This window comes from Vibrio sp. TRT 2004 (assembly GCF_050113735.1).
Lineage (GTDB): Bacteria > Pseudomonadota > Gammaproteobacteria > Enterobacterales > Vibrionaceae > Vibrio.
The window spans coordinates 1-16,576 of sequence record NZ_JBNJOH010000067.1 but is presented as its reverse complement, the minus strand read 5'-3'; the positions used below and the strand labels follow the sequence as shown (position 1 = coordinate 16,576).

General features: G+C 44.7%; 15 protein-coding genes. 5 read left to right on the top strand and 10 right to left on the bottom strand.

Annotated elements, in window-relative coordinates; translation table 11 throughout:
- Positions 1–177: 177 nt before the first annotated feature.
- Entirely contained in the window at positions 178–795 is a 618-nt protein-coding gene (locus ACQEXR_RS18750) for an OmpA family protein (RefSeq protein ID WP_427020911.1), read from the bottom strand.
- 284 nt (positions 796–1,079) lie between these two features.
- On the opposite strand from ACQEXR_RS18750, the gene ACQEXR_RS18745 reads away from it, so the two are divergent.
- Positions 1,080–1,700, top strand: a complete 621-nt coding sequence (locus ACQEXR_RS18745; protein WP_427020910.1) for a thiol:disulfide interchange protein DsbA/DsbL — start codon at positions 1,080–1,082, stop codon at positions 1,698–1,700.
- A gap of 17 nt (positions 1,701–1,717) precedes the next feature.
- Positions 1,718–2,191, top strand: coding sequence for an FKBP-type peptidyl-prolyl cis-trans isomerase (locus tag ACQEXR_RS18740; protein WP_427020909.1), 474 nt, complete (start codon positions 1,718–1,720; stop codon positions 2,189–2,191).
- Positions 2,192–2,516: 325 nt separating this feature from the next.
- Here ACQEXR_RS18740 and ACQEXR_RS18735 read toward each other — a convergent pair whose 3' ends face one another.
- From ACQEXR_RS18735 to nrdD, 4 genes are all read right to left on the bottom strand, one after another.
- On the bottom strand, positions 2,517–3,167 hold the full coding sequence (locus ACQEXR_RS18735; protein WP_138970974.1) for an ATP-dependent zinc protease family protein: 651 nt from the start codon (positions 3,165–3,167) through the stop codon (positions 2,517–2,519).
- Positions 3,168–3,228: 61 nt separating this feature from the next.
- Positions 3,229–4,410, bottom strand: a complete 1,182-nt coding sequence (locus ACQEXR_RS18730) for an amino acid aminotransferase (protein ID WP_269374844.1) — start codon at positions 4,408–4,410, stop codon at positions 3,229–3,231.
- 157 nt (positions 4,411–4,567) lie between these two features.
- A complete protein-coding gene (gene nrdG, locus ACQEXR_RS18725) occupies positions 4,568–5,038 on the bottom strand; it encodes an anaerobic ribonucleoside-triphosphate reductase-activating protein (protein WP_427020908.1) in 471 nt (156 codons plus the stop codon).
- Between the two features lie 77 nt (positions 5,039–5,115).
- Positions 5,116–7,236, bottom strand: a complete 2,121-nt coding sequence (gene nrdD, locus ACQEXR_RS18720) for an anaerobic ribonucleoside-triphosphate reductase (RefSeq protein ID WP_138970971.1) — start codon at positions 7,234–7,236, stop codon at positions 5,116–5,118.
- Between the two features lie 293 nt (positions 7,237–7,529).
- Here nrdD and ACQEXR_RS18715 point away from each other — a divergent pair, with 293 nt between their 5' ends.
- Positions 7,530–8,420 carry an endonuclease/exonuclease/phosphatase family protein gene (locus tag ACQEXR_RS18715; RefSeq protein ID WP_427020907.1) on the top strand — a complete coding sequence of 297 codons (891 nt, stop codon included), beginning with the start codon at positions 7,530–7,532 and terminating at the stop codon, positions 8,418–8,420.
- On the opposite strand, the gene ACQEXR_RS18710 is transcribed toward ACQEXR_RS18715, so the two are convergent.
- Genes ACQEXR_RS18710 through ACQEXR_RS18690 form a run of 5 tightly spaced genes read right to left on the bottom strand, consistent with a single transcriptional unit; the run spans position 8,421 to position 14,006 of the window.
- Positions 8,421–9,467: an efflux RND transporter periplasmic adaptor subunit gene (locus ACQEXR_RS18710; RefSeq protein WP_427020906.1), complete on the bottom strand. Its 1,047-nt coding sequence runs from the start codon at positions 9,465–9,467 to the stop codon at positions 8,421–8,423.
- A complete protein-coding gene (locus ACQEXR_RS18705; protein ID WP_427020905.1) occupies positions 9,464–12,772 on the bottom strand; it encodes an efflux RND transporter permease subunit in 3,309 nt (1,102 codons plus the stop codon). Before ACQEXR_RS18705 ends, ACQEXR_RS18710 begins: the two co-directional genes overlap by 4 nt.
- Positions 12,773–12,789: 17 nt before the next feature.
- Positions 12,790–13,248 carry a DUF6691 family protein gene (locus ACQEXR_RS18700; RefSeq protein ID WP_427020904.1) on the bottom strand — a complete coding sequence of 153 codons (459 nt, stop codon included), beginning with the start codon at positions 13,246–13,248 and terminating at the stop codon, positions 12,790–12,792.
- Positions 13,249–13,258: 10 nt separating this feature from the next.
- The gene (locus ACQEXR_RS18695; RefSeq protein ID WP_138970965.1) at positions 13,259–13,681 is read right to left on the bottom strand and encodes a YeeE/YedE family protein; all 423 of its coding nucleotides are present in this window, start codon (positions 13,679–13,681) and stop codon (positions 13,259–13,261) included.
- Between the two features lie 16 nt (positions 13,682–13,697).
- Complete coding sequence (locus ACQEXR_RS18690; protein WP_269374852.1) at positions 13,698–14,006, bottom strand: ArsR/SmtB family transcription factor; 309 nt, start codon at positions 14,004–14,006, stop codon at positions 13,698–13,700.
- 165 nt (positions 14,007–14,171) lie between these two features.
- Here ACQEXR_RS18690 and ACQEXR_RS18685 point away from each other — a divergent pair, with 165 nt between their 5' ends.
- Positions 14,172–14,357, top strand: coding sequence for a YgaP family membrane protein (locus tag ACQEXR_RS18685; RefSeq protein ID WP_138970963.1), 186 nt, complete (start codon positions 14,172–14,174; stop codon positions 14,355–14,357).
- 13 nt (positions 14,358–14,370) lie between these two features.
- Positions 14,371–16,074 (top strand): FAD-dependent oxidoreductase, encoded by a 1,704-nt coding sequence (locus ACQEXR_RS18680; protein WP_427020903.1) that lies wholly within the window; start codon positions 14,371–14,373, stop codon positions 16,072–16,074.
- Positions 16,075–16,576 lie beyond the last annotated feature (502 nt).

Genomic DNA, 16,576 nt, shown 5'->3' with positions numbered 1-16,576 from the left:
TGATCTTGGTTCTATTGCTTGATGAGAAGATAATGGTCATTTAGTATCGAGGGGTTAACGTAGAAGTTGGTTAACTTGTTCGGTTGATTAAGGTGCTAATTTTTTATTCTTTAGCTCCAATTTTATCCAAATACTTAGAACGGATTTCCATAAACTGATCCAAATTAACAAGTTTAATCAGTTAGTTGAAACAATAAACAGCACTTCAACACGGCGATTACACGCTTTACCTTCTTTAGTTCTGTTACTACATGCGGGCACATATTCACCATAACCACGAGTATAAATTGAATCCATCGCGACCCTGTTACTAACAAGCTGCTGTTTGACTGCATTTGCTCGCTTCATTGACAAGCTGTCATTAACGCTTGGCGCGCCGGTGCTATCAGCATGCCCGTCAATAACAATGTCGATACTCGGTTGTGTTGCCAAGTAGCTTCCCATCATATCCAGCCAATATTTTGAATCAGATGCGACTCGAGACGAGCCTGTATTGAATTTTATCGTGTCTTTGAGACGCACCATGACATGATTACCCGGCAATATTTCGTAATCGATACCATTGCTGACCAGGAAGTTCTGTAAATCACTATAGCTCTTAGTCCGTTGTTGCCCCATTGGACCGCGAACGCCAGAAGTTGACATAACAGGCTGTGAGCCCCACTCAGGGTAGCGAACATCAAAATCCGACTTTGGCGCGCTGTCCAACAAGTTATCATCCCAAAATGCCATCTCGTCCGTCATGCTGCTACAGCCTGACACTAGGAGAATAAGGGGTAATATAATTTGCTTCATGAGTCCACCGTGAGTTCCGTTACGCTACATAATCTGTATCGGCAAAAATGAATAATCTTTAGCCCTTTTCAGACAATTTTTATCTCGACACTTACAATTATATCAACAGCTAAATGCAGGCAGCGCATTATTCATCGTTAGAAATACTTTATTCACCCAATTCTGTCATCGAATGGTTTCGCTTCTCAATTTGAATCAGTAAAATCATCCTACTTTTAACTCACACAGATATCGCGCTGGTGTCACTCATCAAATTCGACACCGTCACGATTCGAGATATCATCATGAAGAAACTCGCAACCTTTGCTTTTATTGCTCTTTCTGCACTTCTAGTCGGCTGCAGCGAAAATTCTGGTCCCGTGGAAGGAAAGCAGTATGAACAACTTCCAGTCAACTTAGCGACATTTCGTTTGCCACCAGTTACCGAGGTATTTTCACTCAACTGCGGTCATTGCCGCCAGATGGAAAATGAGATGCCAACCATTGAGAAACTCACTGGTCAGTCGGTCGGAAAAGTTCACGTAACGTTTAATGAGAGCGCACAAATTGGTGCAATGATCTACTACTCGGCTGAAATGCAATTAGGCAAAAAACCCGATCATGAGATGATGAACGAGATGTTTGCTGCAACTCAAATGGGAGATGGTGCAACACTTACAGATAAGAAGAACGCACTCGATCAAGTCTTCCATAGCCGTGGGTTAACCAGTCCTTATGACTTTGATGAACAGCAACAAAAACAATTGTTTGCTGCAATGCAAGTCGCTGATGACATCACAACCCAAGGTCAGATCAACGCCGTCCCTACTTTCATTGTTAATGGTAAATATCAGGTTATAACCAGCGGTCACCAAGATGTGGCAAGCATTGCTGAAACCATTAACTTCTTGCTTCAACAACCTTAATTCTACGGAAAGAAACTATGTCTAAAATCATCTTCCCTATCGTTGTTTTCATTCTTGCGGCATTTTTCATCTACCGCACTTGGACAAACCACAAAGCGAGTGAAGAAAACTTTGCTGCTGGGCAAGCATTTCTCCTCGAGAACGCTAAGCGCGATAATATCATCATGACTGAAAGTGGTTTGCAATACGAGGTTTTGCATAAAGGCGAAGGCACTGAACATCCAACAGTAACTAACACAGTGAAAGTTCATTACCATGGCATGCTTATCGATGGTACGGTGTTTGACAGCTCAGTTGACCGCGGTGAACCAATCAGCTTTAAATTGAATCAAGTGATCAAAGGCTGGCAGGAAGGTCTAACTTACATGACGGTAGGCGATAAGTTCCGCTTATACATCCCTAGCCCACTTGCTTACGGCAAAAATGGCACTGGTCCTATCCCGCCTGCGGCGAGTTTGATTTTCGATGTCGAGCTGCTAGAAATTCAATAAAATCGTCAAAATACTCAAAGCCAACGGACATCCGTTGGCTTTTTGCTATCTGCACAAAATTCGTCTATTAATGCAACCGAATTAAGCGTAATTAACCAGATGACGCTGAATATAGTCAACATCAGCAGAATAGAAATCAGTGAGAGGCAATTCACTTGGCGATAACCAGTGAAAAGTCTGTTGGCGCTCGCTGCTGACTTTTCGGCCAGATATTAACTCAATGTTAATTATGATGCTGATTCATTAAACAAAAACATGATCTAGAGAGATAAAAAAACCAGCACATAATCCTGATGCTGGTCTTAATTTTGGTCAATTAGATAAATTATTTGTGCTTATCTTGAATGTATTTTTTGCTGACATCGACAACGGCAACATCTTTAAAAAAGCTACGTCCGAGTAATAGTGGGAACGTTAAGTGGGTGCGATCGGCCAGAGTAAATTCTGTTTTCTCTTTCAACTCGCCCACTTGAATCCATGCTTCCACAACCGCGCGCTCATGGCTACCATCGGCACTTGATTGGCGGATCTTAACCCAGCGTTGAACAGGCAGAGCAATTTCTTTGCTCTTGATACCTTCATGCTCGATCTTGAATTTGACCCAGTCTTTACCATCGCGCTCAAAAGGAACAATATCGATTGCACTGATAGAAGAGGTTGTCGCTCCGGTATCTACGCGCGCTTTGAAATTGGCATCTAAGCCCGGAACATAGACCCACTCTTCTTCGCCCAGCAACAATTTACCATCAGAGGTTTTTTTCGGTTTTAATTCAACGACAGGTTGTTGAGGTTTTACGACTGGCGCAACTGGCTTTTCAATTTCTTGCTTCGGCTCTTCGATTTGCGGTTTTTCAACGTTGGGTTGTTCAATCTGTGGTTTTTGCTCGGGTTCTACAGGAGGTTGTCCCGTTGTCGAACAAGCGATTAAACCGCCACTTAGCATAAATGGAATTAGTGCTTTCCACGTATTATTCATTCGGTCACCTAATTTTGACAAACTGCTGTGTTAAAAGGGGCGAAAACTCGCCCCAAAACACTTATGAAACGTTCACAATCGCTTCGGCTACGTAAGGAATGTCCTTCTCAGTTAAACCTGCGATGTTGATCCGACCATCGCCTACTCCATAAATTCCATATTGTTCACGGAGTTGCATCATTTGGTCTTGGCTAAAGCCTAGCACAGTAAACATGCCTTTGTGGCTCTCAATAAAATCGAATTGTGAAGTATTGTGGCTATTTCTCAATTCATGACACAAAGTCTGACGAAGGTTTAACAATCGTTGCTGCATTTCACTTAACTCTTGCTTCCAAACTGCGGTTAGCTCTTGATTTTGCAAGATAGTTTTGACTAATGCTGCACCGTGATCGGGTGGCATGGTATAAGTTGCACGAGCCAGAGTGAGAAGCTTACCTTTCGCATTACTGACATCTTCGACCGACTTACCAACCACGATTGCAGCACCGGTACGTTCACGGTAAAGACCAAAATTCTTCGAACATGAGGTGGTAATCAGCATTTCTTCCACATTGTTAGCCATGTGACGAAGACCTTGTGCGTCTTGCTCTAGACCATCACCAAATCCTTGGTAGGCAATATCAACAAAGGGAATAAATCCATTTTTCTGTGACAACTCTGTAATCGCTTTCCAAGCATCGAAATTGATGTCGGCACCTGTTGGGTTATGGCAACAACCATGAAGTAAAACCACATCTTCAGGACCCGCTTGTGCAAGATCATCCATCATACGAGCAACATCAACTTGCTTAGTTTCAGGACTAAAATAGCTGTAGTGCTTAACTTTAAGACCTGCCGCTTCCATTACTGGTCGGTGGTTGACATAACTAGGATTGGAAATCCAAACCGTCGTATTTGGCTGGGCTACCCTCATCAGGTCACCCAGCATACGTAGTGCACCGCTTGCACCCGGAGTCTGGATTGCAGCAACACGATCCATCGCTGAAGTGCCTTTAAGTAACAAGTCAATCATTGACTGGTTAAACTCTTCACACCCCGCCAAACCAACGTAAGATTTCGTTTTTTGTGTGGCGACAACAATGTCTTGTGCCTGAGAAATCGCTTTCATTACTGGCGTTTCACCAGCACTGTTTTTATACACGCCAATGCCAAGATCAACTTTTTCGGCGCGTGGATCGTTGCGGTAAGCAACGGATAAAGAAAGAATAGGATCCAATGTAGGAGTCGGTAAATGAGAGAACATGAAAGTCACAACCCTTTGAAATTCAAGTAACGGCCTTCAAGTTAACATCTAATTTATAAATCTAGAAATAAAATTTCAGCGCTAAAGTGCAAAACAGGATAAACCTCCGAATTATTTAACATTTATTTAACTTTCGCCCTTTTTGCAGCAAATTCTACTAGTCGATTTTAAAGCGGTGAATAATCTGATTCGAACTCCCCCGCCACTCAAGGTTAAGATCGCGTTTGTCCTGTTCAAACTTACCATCAATCAGAGTGTCGATATATTGGACCACTTCACGTTGCGCATCATCAAGCTCTGCCAATGTGTAACCAGTCCACAGCCAGATATCTTTATCTGGACACTCCTCTCGTACTCGTTTAACCAGTTTGAGTATATGAGGTACATTGGCCGGATGAAGTGGGTCTCCCCCCGACAACGATAACCCACGGCGTTTGATACGCGTATCGTTGAGATCAGCAATGATTTGATCTTCTGCCTGCTGAGTAAACAGGATACCCGAATCCAAACGTTGAGTAGACTGATTGTAACAACCGCGACACTGATGCACACAACCAGAGACAAACAGCGTACAACGCGTGCCTGGACCATTTACAACGTCTATGGGGTAATATTGGTGGTAATTCATACTTTACTCATTCAAACAAATTGAGCCCAGTTTTGGGCTCAATGTTACTTGTTAGTGTTGCAATTCAACTACCCGATTTATAGGTGCTTGACGCGACGTTTAACTTCTTCTTGTTTACCGAAGTTAAACGGACGTGCATCTGGGCTACCTAGATAGCCGCACACACGACGTGTCACAGATACTTTAGTCGAGTCATGGTTCCCACAGCTCGGGCAAGTAAAGCCTTTACTGGTACAGTCGAACTCACCATTGTAGCCACACTCATAACACTCATCGATTGGCGTATTTGTTCCGTAATAAGGTACGCGGCTGTAACTGTAATCCCAGACGTTTTCTAACGCTTCAACATTGCGTTGCATGTTCGGGAATTCGCCATAACAAATGAAACCACCACTCGAGATTTGTGGGTAAGGCATTTCAAAATCAATCTTGTCGTAAGGGTTAACCTTTTTTTCCACATCGAGGTGGAAACTATTGGTGTAGTAACCTTTATCCGTCACACCTTTGATAACACCAAACTCTTTAGTATCAATACGACAGAAACGGCTGCACAGGTTCTCACTTGGTGTACCGTATAGGCTGTAGCCATAACCAGACTCTTCTGCCCACTGATTCACTTTGTCTTTTAGATACTTGACGATATCCACCGCTTTCTGACGCAGTTCAGCATCGTCATAGACGTGTGTTTCATCACCAAACAAGGCATTGATCGTTTCATGAATACCGATGTAACCAAGAGAAATCGATGCACGGCCGTTTTTGAAGATGTTGGCAATCGGTTCGTCAGCTTTTAGTCGCACACCACAAGCCCCTTCCATGTAAAGAATCGGTGCTACCCGTGCTTTGACATTTTCTAGACGTGAGATTCGAGTCTCTAGCGCGCGACGAGCCAGATCCAGTCTTTCATCCAATAGCTTGTAGAACTGGCGCTCATCACGGTTAGCAGCAATCGCAATTCGCGGCAAGTTAAGGCTTACCACGCCTAAGTTGTTGCGTCCTTCATGGACTAACTCGCCATTCTCTTGGTAGGTACCCAAGAAGCTACGACAACCCATAGGCGTCTTAAATGACCCCGTAATCTCTACCACTTTGTCGTAGTTGAGAATATCTGGATACATGCGTTTCGAAGCACACTCCAGCGCCAACTGCTTGATATCGTAGTTTGGATCTTCAGACTTGTGGTTTAACCCATCTTTAATGCCAAACACTAGCTTTGGAAACACAGCCGTTTTACGATTTTTACCTAGACCCGCAATACGATTTTTCAAAATTGACTGCTGAATTAATCGTGACGCCCAACTTGTACCCAGACCGAAGCCAAAGGTCACAAATGGCGTTTGGCCGTTTGCTGTATGGAGTGTGTTAACTTCATACTCTAGTGATTGGAACGCGTCATAACACTCTTTCTCTGTACGAGCGGAGGCAAACGCTTCAGGGTTGGGAATATCCCACTCTTTGGCGATCTCCAAATGCTTGTGATAACTGGTCATCACATAAGGCTCTAGAACTTCATCAATGCGGTTGATGGTTGTTCCGCCATAGATATGACTGGCGACCTGAGCAATGATCTGCGCCGTTACCGCAGTTGCAGTCGAAATGGATTTCGGTGTGTCTATCTCAGCATTACCCATTTTGAAACCGTGTGTCAGCATGCCTTGTAAATCAATCAGCATGCAGTTAAACATCGGGAAAAACGGTGCGTAATCTAAGTCATGGTAGTGAATATCGCCCATCTCATGAGCCTGAACAATATCACGTGGTAAAATGTGCGTCTTGGCATAATGTTTCGCAACAATACCCGCTAATAGGTCGCGCTGAGTTGGAATGACCTTACCGTCTTTGTTGGCGTTTTCGTTGATTAGATCAACGTTACTCTCTTCGATAAGACCTTCAATTTCACGCGTCAACGTGCTCTGCTTCTCACGTGCGATATCACGATCATGACGATACTCGATGTATGAACGTGCCAAAGACTTATAAGGCCCTTGCATCAACTCATTTTCTACTCGGGTCTGGATTTCGTGGATGTGGACTTCATCGTGATCTTTTAGCTGAAGCTCTACCGCTAACGCAACATTCAGTGCGTATAATGCGATTTCTTGGTCTACGTGCTCGGCTGCTGATTCCACTGCAGCTTGAATGCGATCCCTGCTAAACGGAGCTCTTGAGCCATCACGCTTGATTACGATTGGTTTCACCTTTTCTCCTTACCCCAGCATACCCACAGACTTATCCACAAATACACTATATAGGGCGATTTCTTGTTCGACTGACACTATATATTGTGGCGTATTTAACGAGATGAGGGAGGCAAAAGTATTGATTTTGATCAACAAAAGGAGAGCCTCGCTCAAGATCAAATCGATCTTAGTGGGGTTGATCTCAGATGAGAATAAAATGATGAAAATTGCAAAAATGCTACTAAATCTACTTGCAATTTTATGACCTCTTATAGGATAAAGGCTGCAACTCTGTTCATGAATTAAATCCTATGATAGCCCCTAAAACGTGGTCAAATTTTGCGTCACTCCTGTTGGTCTTTTCATTTCCTGCTGTGTCAGCACCACAGATGACGTTTTCAACATGGAATTTTGAATGGCTAAGCAGCCAGCCATCACCTGAGTTTTCCGCATCGCAGAGAAGCAACGCGGACTATCAGCTACTAAAGCGTCACTTTATCTACATCAATAGTGATGTCGTCGCATTTCAGGAAGTGAACGATGCGCAAGTATTGACCAAGGTCATTGGCTCAAAATATCAAACGTTCTTTTCTGAGCGGAGTGAAAGCAGCAACCAGCATCACCAATTTGATAGCATCAATCAATACACTGGCTTTGCGGTTAGAAAAGGAATTAAAGTGGCTAACGCCAAAGACCTTCGTCTTGATAACGCTAACAACAGTAAACTGCGTTTCGCTAGTTACATCATCATTGAGCCTACAAGCAATCAACCGCTTCATGCGCTTTCCGTTCATCTCAAAGCAGGCTGTTCAGGTCGATTTAATAACAGCCAAGCGTGCCAAACACTCAAGGGACAAGGGCAAGCTCTCAATGACTGGATAAGGCTTCGTGAGTCCAAACAAGAAGCCTATATCATCCTTGGGGATTTTAACCACAACATGGGGTATCAAAATGATTGGTTATGGAAAGGTATCTCAGACCAGACTCACGCATCACTGGCATCACAAGCCAGTCGTGCGGATTGTAAAGTGAAGTCACGCAACAACCCGAATAAGACCCACCAATTTCGCTCACTCATCGATCATATCATTGTGAGTGACACGCTAACCGCATCGACACCCAAGCAAAATGTGTTTGCGATCAGCGACGTGATTAACCATCAACTCAGCGACCATTGCCCTCTGAGCACTGAAATTCATTAGCTACAAATCACGGGGATTAAGTAGTACAACGTCCCCTTCAACAAGCCCTTTTCGCACTCGGAAGTCATCCCCCAATTGGACAAGTCGAGTGTGAACCATCCCCTCTTCGACCACTTTAACGTAGTCTAGTTGACCGACTTGATAGATAGCAGCAACCGGGACTTTAAGTACTTTTTCACTGCCTAGATCAACAGATACTCGGGCAAAATTGCCTGGATAGAGTGTATGTTCGGTATCGAAACCCAATCTGATTAGGTAACTGCGCGACCCGCTATCCGCCGCCGGCGCAATTTCATTGATGTTCGCATCTAAAACCAACTGGTAAGTCGGGATCTCAACCGCTAACGTCGCGCCTATCGACAAAGCAGGCATGACGGATTCGGCAACATCCGCTTCAACGATGAGTGAGTCTGGATTGTACATCGACAACAACGCCATACCTGGTGTTGCTGTGTCACCTGAGTTAATCGGTTTGTGGGTAATAACACCATCAAAAGGGGCCGTAATTACGCTGAAACCAAACGTTGTTTCTGCTTCTGAAACAGCCGCGCGTGCCTGCTCCAAATTCGCTATTGCCGTCTTTAACGTACTCTCAGCCTGATCGAATTGCGCTTGCGGTACCAATTTCTTGTTCAGGAGCTCTTTGATTCGCGCATATTCTTTACGCGCTGCATTTAACTGCGCTTGTGCAGATGACAAGCTTTGCTCTGTCTGCCTGACTCGAGCATTAAGGTCATCACTTTCTAATCTCAGCAACACGTCTCCTTTACGGACTGGCTGACCCACTTCAACCAGCACTTCGACAACCGTTGCCGTTAATCTCGCGGCTATCGTCGCTTTTTGATCCGCGACGACGGTTCCCGGAAACTGTCGCATTACACGTTCTTCGGTAGCAACCAAAGTGACAACTGGCTGTGTTTGACTGACTGCATCGCGTGTTTGCATTTGAGTAGAGACTTTAGGTGTGAACACGCCTGCCATATAGAGGAAGACCAATGCAAGTCCGGCGAAGAGAACGGTTCCTAATAAAAGTTTACGATTGATCATTGTTCATCCTCCAATACAGGAAGTCCATGGCCCTGTTTATTCTGATAAGCGAGGTTATAGACCACTGGAATAACCAGTAGCGTAAATATCGTTGAAGCGGTAATACCAAAAATAATGGCCCATGCTAATCCATTGAATATTGGATCGAGAGTAATAACGATGTTACCCAGTAACGTAGTACCCGCTGTTAGTAATATCGGTCTCATCCTAACTGCGCCCGATTGAAGAAGAGCATTGTTTAACGATTCGCCGCGAGCCAAGGATTGCTGAATAAACTCAATGAGAACAAGAGAGTTACGCACCACAATACCCGCCAATGCAATCATTCCGATCATCGCGGTTGCCGTAAATAGTGCCGGGTCTGGATAACCATTTATGCCGCTCGACAAGCTATTTAATAGCCAAAATCCCGGCATGATACCAATCACGGTTAACGGTATAGCAAGCATAATAATGCCAGAGACAGCAGGCAGCCCCGTCTGAATGAGCATCACAACAAACACGCCTAGCAAAGCCGCACCATATGCGATTCCGAGGTCACGAAATACATCAACCGTGATTTTCCATTCCCCTTCTCCGCTCCAGACCACATGGATATTATCGTCCAACTGCCAATTTTGGCCTGAACCGTTACTAAAATAAGTACGATTGCTCCAGTCGGTAAATTCACGTTCACTATGCCTATTTTGATCTGCAATAACGTCAGCAACGATCTCACCAGGCACACGGCCAACTGACTCTGCATAGACATACACCACAGGTTTGAGATTCTTGTGATAAATAGGACTATCCACCGCTCTTTTTACAAACTCACCCAGTTCCGATAACTGAACTAAAGGCTGTGGTGCATCACTAAACGTACCTTGACTGGCCACTTTCACCACCCCTGCTTGCCCACGAACATAGAGTTGCAACAAGCTGTCTAAAGAATCACGCTCACCTCTTGGTAGACGAATTTCTATCGGCAGCGCCGCTACTTCCTGCGCACTGGCCAGATAACCGAGCACTTGCCCTTTATTGGCCGCCGTTATGGTGGCATTGATATCTTGGACTGAAATGCCTGAAAGCGCTGCTTTCTCCTGATCAACAATAAACTGCCAAGTCTCCAGTTGCTTCTGAACACTGGTGTCGACCTCTGATACAAAGGCTTCGCTTCTGAGTCTCTGCGCAACAATGTCTGCCTGCGTAATCAATTCTTGGTAGCTTGTCTGCTCATTTCCATACACTTCCGCCGTGATGGTCGCTATCACCGGAGGGCCTGGCGGTACTTCGACTAACTGTATCTCTGCGTCTTGTTTTCGAGCAATGGACTCCAAATCCTCCCTGAGTCGCGTAACAATTTGGTGTGATTGCATTGAGCGACTATGTTTTTCTACCAGTACCACTCTCAACTCACCTTGATACGGTTCACTACGCATAAAGTAATGACGAACCATACCATTAAAGTCCATTGGAGACGCTAATCCCGCAAACCCCGAGACTGACTCGACTTCTGGTACTTGTACTAAATAATCTGCGAATACGCGCAATGCATTTGAAGTGTCAGCAAAACTGGCGGACTCCGGCATGTTCAACACCAGTTGAAACTCATTCTTATTGTCATATGGCAAAAGTTTAAGCGGAACGAGACGCAAAGCAGGTAAGGTTGCCGCGGCAAAAAACAAGATCGCAACTAAGCCTAAGAACAACCACGCCTTCTGACGACTGGCAAGCAGAGGCGTCAAAACTCTCGCGTAAAGTTTGTATAGCGCGGAATTTTCTATTTGGTAATGGTCTTGTTGCTTGGTCGCTTTAAGAAGTTTTTTGGCTAACCAAGGCGTAATAAAGAACGCGACGATAGTACTGAATATAACACTGATAGGAACATTGAATGCCAACGGTGCCATGTAAGGCCCCATCATTCCAGTAATAAAAAACATCGGGGTAAAGACAATCACAATCGCGACCGTGGACATTAAAAGTGCACTGCGAATCTCTGCCATCGCTGCCACAATGGCCTTGGCACGAGACAAGTCTTTTCGTTTTAGAAAACGTTCAATATTGTCAATACTCGCGATCGGGTCGTCGACAATCAAACCCAACGCCAAAATCAGTGCAAACAGGGTAACACGGTTAATCGAGTAGCCAAACAGCAAATCCATTCCCAACGCCGCCCCATAGCTAATAGGGATAGCAATACCCACCACAAGTGCACTACGCCAGTTAAGGAACAGACCGACAAATACCACCACGGTAACGATTGAAACGCCTAAGCTAGAGACCAGGTTAGACACCTTATCGTCAGCGGTCTGACCATAGTTCCTAATAATATCGACCTTAACTTCGCTGGGAAATTGCTCGTCTTGAAGCAAGTCAAATCTATCAACTATTGATTGAGCCACATCGACTGCATTCGATCCTTTTTGCTTCGCGACAGAGATAAACACCGCTGGATACTCAGTTGCGGTTTCTGAAGAGATATACCAAGTGTCGGTTGCCGCTTCAGAAGCCCCATCGACGACAGAGGCAATATCGCGCAAGTAGACAGGTTTATTGTTGACGACTGCAATGACAAGATCCTGAATATCTTGCGCAGATTTAAACAACTGACCGGACTCAAGTTGGAACTGCTGCCCTGCTATTTGCACCGCGCCTGCTTGGGATTTGGTATGACTTACGCTCAGTGCATAGCTCAAATCGCTCACTGTGACACCAAAGTTAGCCATGGCAAGTGAATCAAGCTCGATGTGAATCTTTCTCGACTCACCACCAATAACGGCAACGCTGTTAGTCAAAGGCAGGGCTTTAATACCCAGAGTCGCTTGGTCAGCAATTCGACGCAGTTGATAACGATCAACCTTGTCTGCATCAGTCGAATAGATCGCAGCAACGACGATAGGCACATCATCAATTTCAACCGGCTTGACTAACCAGCGGCTTACCGAAGGGGGAATACGATCTTGGTTTGAATAGAGCTTATTATACAGTTTGACTAGCGCCGCTTCTCGTGGCTCACCGACGTAAAACCTAACGATGACCTGTGCCGCCCCCTCCATTGATGAAGAGTAAACGTATTCGACACCGTCAATCTGACTTAGGAGTTTTTCCAAGGGCTCAGTGACTTGATTTTCAACCTGCTCGGCGCTGAGTCCAGGTGCAGAAATCAATACGTCCGCCATCGGAACAACAATTTGCGGGTCTTCCTCTTTTGGCGTCAGCCATAATGCAGCTGCTCCAACTACCAATAACATAAAAATCAATATTGCTGGGAAGAAGCTATTCATTACAGAATGAATCACACTATCCTTGGTTACCGCACGTTCCATGTCTCCTCCAACGGATCCTAGCTGGATCTCACAATACTTGGCTGGTTATTGCTCTTGTCGAATATGACTTTCGCCAGCAGCGAGCCAACGACCATAGCACAGAAGAAAATCACAATAGATAGGTTTCCTAGACCAAGACTTGCAACCGCAGGACCTGGACAGATGCCCGCGATTCCCCAGCCAAGGCCAAACAGTGCCGAACCAGAAATCAATTTTGAATCAACGTTTTTTGCTCTAGGCAAACTATATTCGCATCCGGTAACAGATGCTTTACGAGGTTTGATCACTAGAAAATAGCACGGCATAAAAATAAGCAATGCTCCGCCCATCACAAATACCAAACTTGGGTCCCATTGTCCTGCAACATCCAGAAAACCAATCACCTTTTGCGGTTCAATCATTCCCGACAGCGCCATACCAACGCCAAACAATAGACCACTAATCAATGCAGATAAACGAAATAACAAAGTGTTCATCAAACCGCCTTTATTGGAAAACATGTAAACGGAAATACACGGTTACACCAGCAACCAACATAAAAACACAGGTGGCAATTATTGAACGCTTCGATAAGCGTCCAATGCCACAGATACCGTGTCCACTAGTACAGCCATTCGCCATACGTGTACCTAACCCCACTAATAAACCCGCAGAAATCAGTAGAGAGAGAGAAATGCCTTCGGTTACTGGGACTTCAACGCCAAGCAAAACTACACTCAGTAGTCCGCCTAACACCATGCCGGTGAAAAACAGCAGACGCCATGAAAATTCACCGCTTCGTGGGCTGATCAAACCATTTATCACACCACTAATTCCGGCCACTTTGCCGTTAAAAAGCATCAACAGAGTCGCAGAGACTCCGAGCAACATTCCACCAAATAACGAGTGCCAAGGAACAACTTCTAACATCGAAATGATTACCTTCTTATTTACAAAAAACGCTATGTAAGCTCAGGATTAACGGTTCCACACGTGGATCCGCAAGTGAATAAAAAACCTGTTGTGAGGATTTGCGTGCCTGAATCAGGTCATGCTTACGTAACACAGTCAGGTGCTGAGAAAACGCGGATTGACTTAGAGCAGAACTTTGCTGCAACTGTCCTACGCCCACCTCACCTTGAATCAATTGGCAAAGCACCATTAAACGCTCAGGATGCGCCATCACTTTAAGTAGATCAGCAGCCTGAGTTGCGTTGTCCTGCATGTCTGCGATGTTCATTGCTTGTGTAGCCATGATTTGCCTCTTTATTGATTACATCTCTAGATATTACGCAAATATTAAAATTAGTCAATTCTAATTTAGTAGTAATAAAATTAGACAAATTAACATTAGACTTTTCTAATTAAACAATCTATATTGAACCTAATTCGATTTAATCGGTAACAAGGAAACTCGATTATGACAATGGAAAATGCGATTCGCGTACTAGCAGGAAGTATGGTTTTATTGTCGGTGCTACTTACTTTCACAGTCAGTAGTCACTTTGTATGGTTAACCGTTTTTGTCGGCGTAAATTTGATTCAAAGTGCCTTTACTGGTATCTGCCCAGCGGTTTTCATTTTGAAAAAGTTTGGCTTTCGTTAACTGAGGTTTATTAATGACTAAGATTTTAATTGTCGGCGGTGTGGCTGGCGGCGCATCTGCGGCAGCTCGTGCTCGTCGCTTGAGTGAAGAGGCCGAAATCATCATGTTTGAACGCGGCCCGTTTGTTTCATTTGCAAATTGCGGTCTTCCCTACCATATTGGCGGCGATATTAAAGAGCGCAGCAAGCTTCTATTGCAAACTCCAGAAAGCTTTTTAGCTCGATTTAACGTTGATGTTCGTGTTATGAACGAGGTCATATCTATCGACCGACACAACAAGCAGGTTACGGTTAAGAACCTACTGGATGGTAGTGAGTATACGGAAAGTTACGACTTCTTGCTCCTTAGCCCAGGCGCGGGCCCTGTGGTTCCACCAATCCCTGGTATTGATAACCCGCTGACGCATTCACTGCGTAACATTCCTGATATGGATCGCATCATGCAAACCATCCAGATGAACAAGCCAGAGCACGCAACGGTTGTTGGTGGTGGATTCATCGGTCTAGAAATGATGGAAGCTTTCCACCAATTGGGAATTAAAACCACCCTGATTGAGATGGCAGATCAGGTAATGACACCTGTCGACCGTGAAATGGCGGGCTTTGCTCACGCTGAAATTCGTCAAAAAGGCATTGATTTGAAGCTGGGCGTTGCGCTTCAAGCGGTTGAATACATTCCCAATGAACATATTGCCAGCATCGGCGCTGGTGAGGATACCGAACACCAGCATATTGAAGGTGAGCTCAACCTGACTCTCAACAATGGCGAGTCGTTAACCACTGATATCTTGATTATGGCTATCGGTGTGCGTCCTGAGACTAAGTTAGCAAAAGAAGCAGGACTTCAAATTGGTCAATTAGGTGGTATCTACACCAATGAAATGATGCAGACAAGCGATCCTAGCATCTACGCTGTCGGTGATGCAGTCGAAGAAAAAGACTTTGTCACGGGTGCACAAACTCTAGTTCCACTTGCTGGTCCTGCTAACCGTCAAGGTCGTATGGCTGCCGACAATATGCTCGGACGCAGTGAAACTTACCAAGGCACACAAGGCACGGCTATCTGTAAGATTTTTGACCTCGCGGTTGCTTCAACGGGCAAAAACGAGAAACAACTTAAACGTGATGGTGTTGAGTACGAAAAGGTCTACGTTCATACCGCTAGCCATGCAAGTTACTACCCAGGTGCTGAGATTGTCTCGTTCAAGATGTTGTTCGATCCAAAAACAGGCAAGATCTTTGGTGCGCAAGCGGTGGGTAAAGACGGTGTCGATAAACGAATTGATGTAATGGCTGTAGCGCAACGTGCAGGTATGACGGTTGAGCAACTTCAACACTTAGAACTGACTTACGCGCCTCCTTACGGCAGTGCCAAAGATGTGATCAACCAAGCAGCCTTTGTCGCGAACAACATCATTAAGGGTGACGCTACGCCGATTCACTTTGATGAGATGGACTCACTAACAGACGATCAAGTACTGCTTGACGTACGCAACCCTGGCGAGCTCGAAAATGTTGGCTTTATCAAAGATGCGATCAACATTCCTGTAGACCAATTGCGTCAGCGTATGGACGAACTACCGAAAGACAAGGAGATCGTGATCTACTGTCAAGTTGGGTTACGCGGTAACGTTGCGTATCGTCAGCTAGTTAATAACGGCTTCAAAGCCCGTAACCTGATTGGCGGTTATCGCACATACAAATTCGCTACTGCTTAAGATAAACCAAACACTGCCCTTTTCCTTTGGAGCACTTAATGTGCTCCTTTTTTTACAAATAAGAGTGCCACAACCTTCATCTAACTGTCGTTCATCCAGAAGTTAACCTACATCCAAAACTCTTCTTTGAAAGCTGCTTAATAAGCGAATGATGACAACTACCTTGAAAAACGCCGAACCCCCTAAAACCGATGCTGTGGGAACAACATCGGTTTTTTTGTACCCACATATTTAGAAAGTCGCCTCGCTTGTATATTCCATAATCCTTGTCTTTTAAGCTCTCTTGAGCAAATTTTTGCCTCTGCTTTTTCTATGATATGCTCTTACGCATCTTGTCTCATTGTCTTTATTTTTATGAACACCGCCTTTTGATAGGACTACGTTAAAATAAAATTTATGGATGGAATATGGATTATAAATACCCCCCAAGAGAAATCATAGACCCAGAAGAAGAGAAAAAGTCTATGGTGGAAAGTCAGGTTAGGCGTTCAAATGCAGCGAT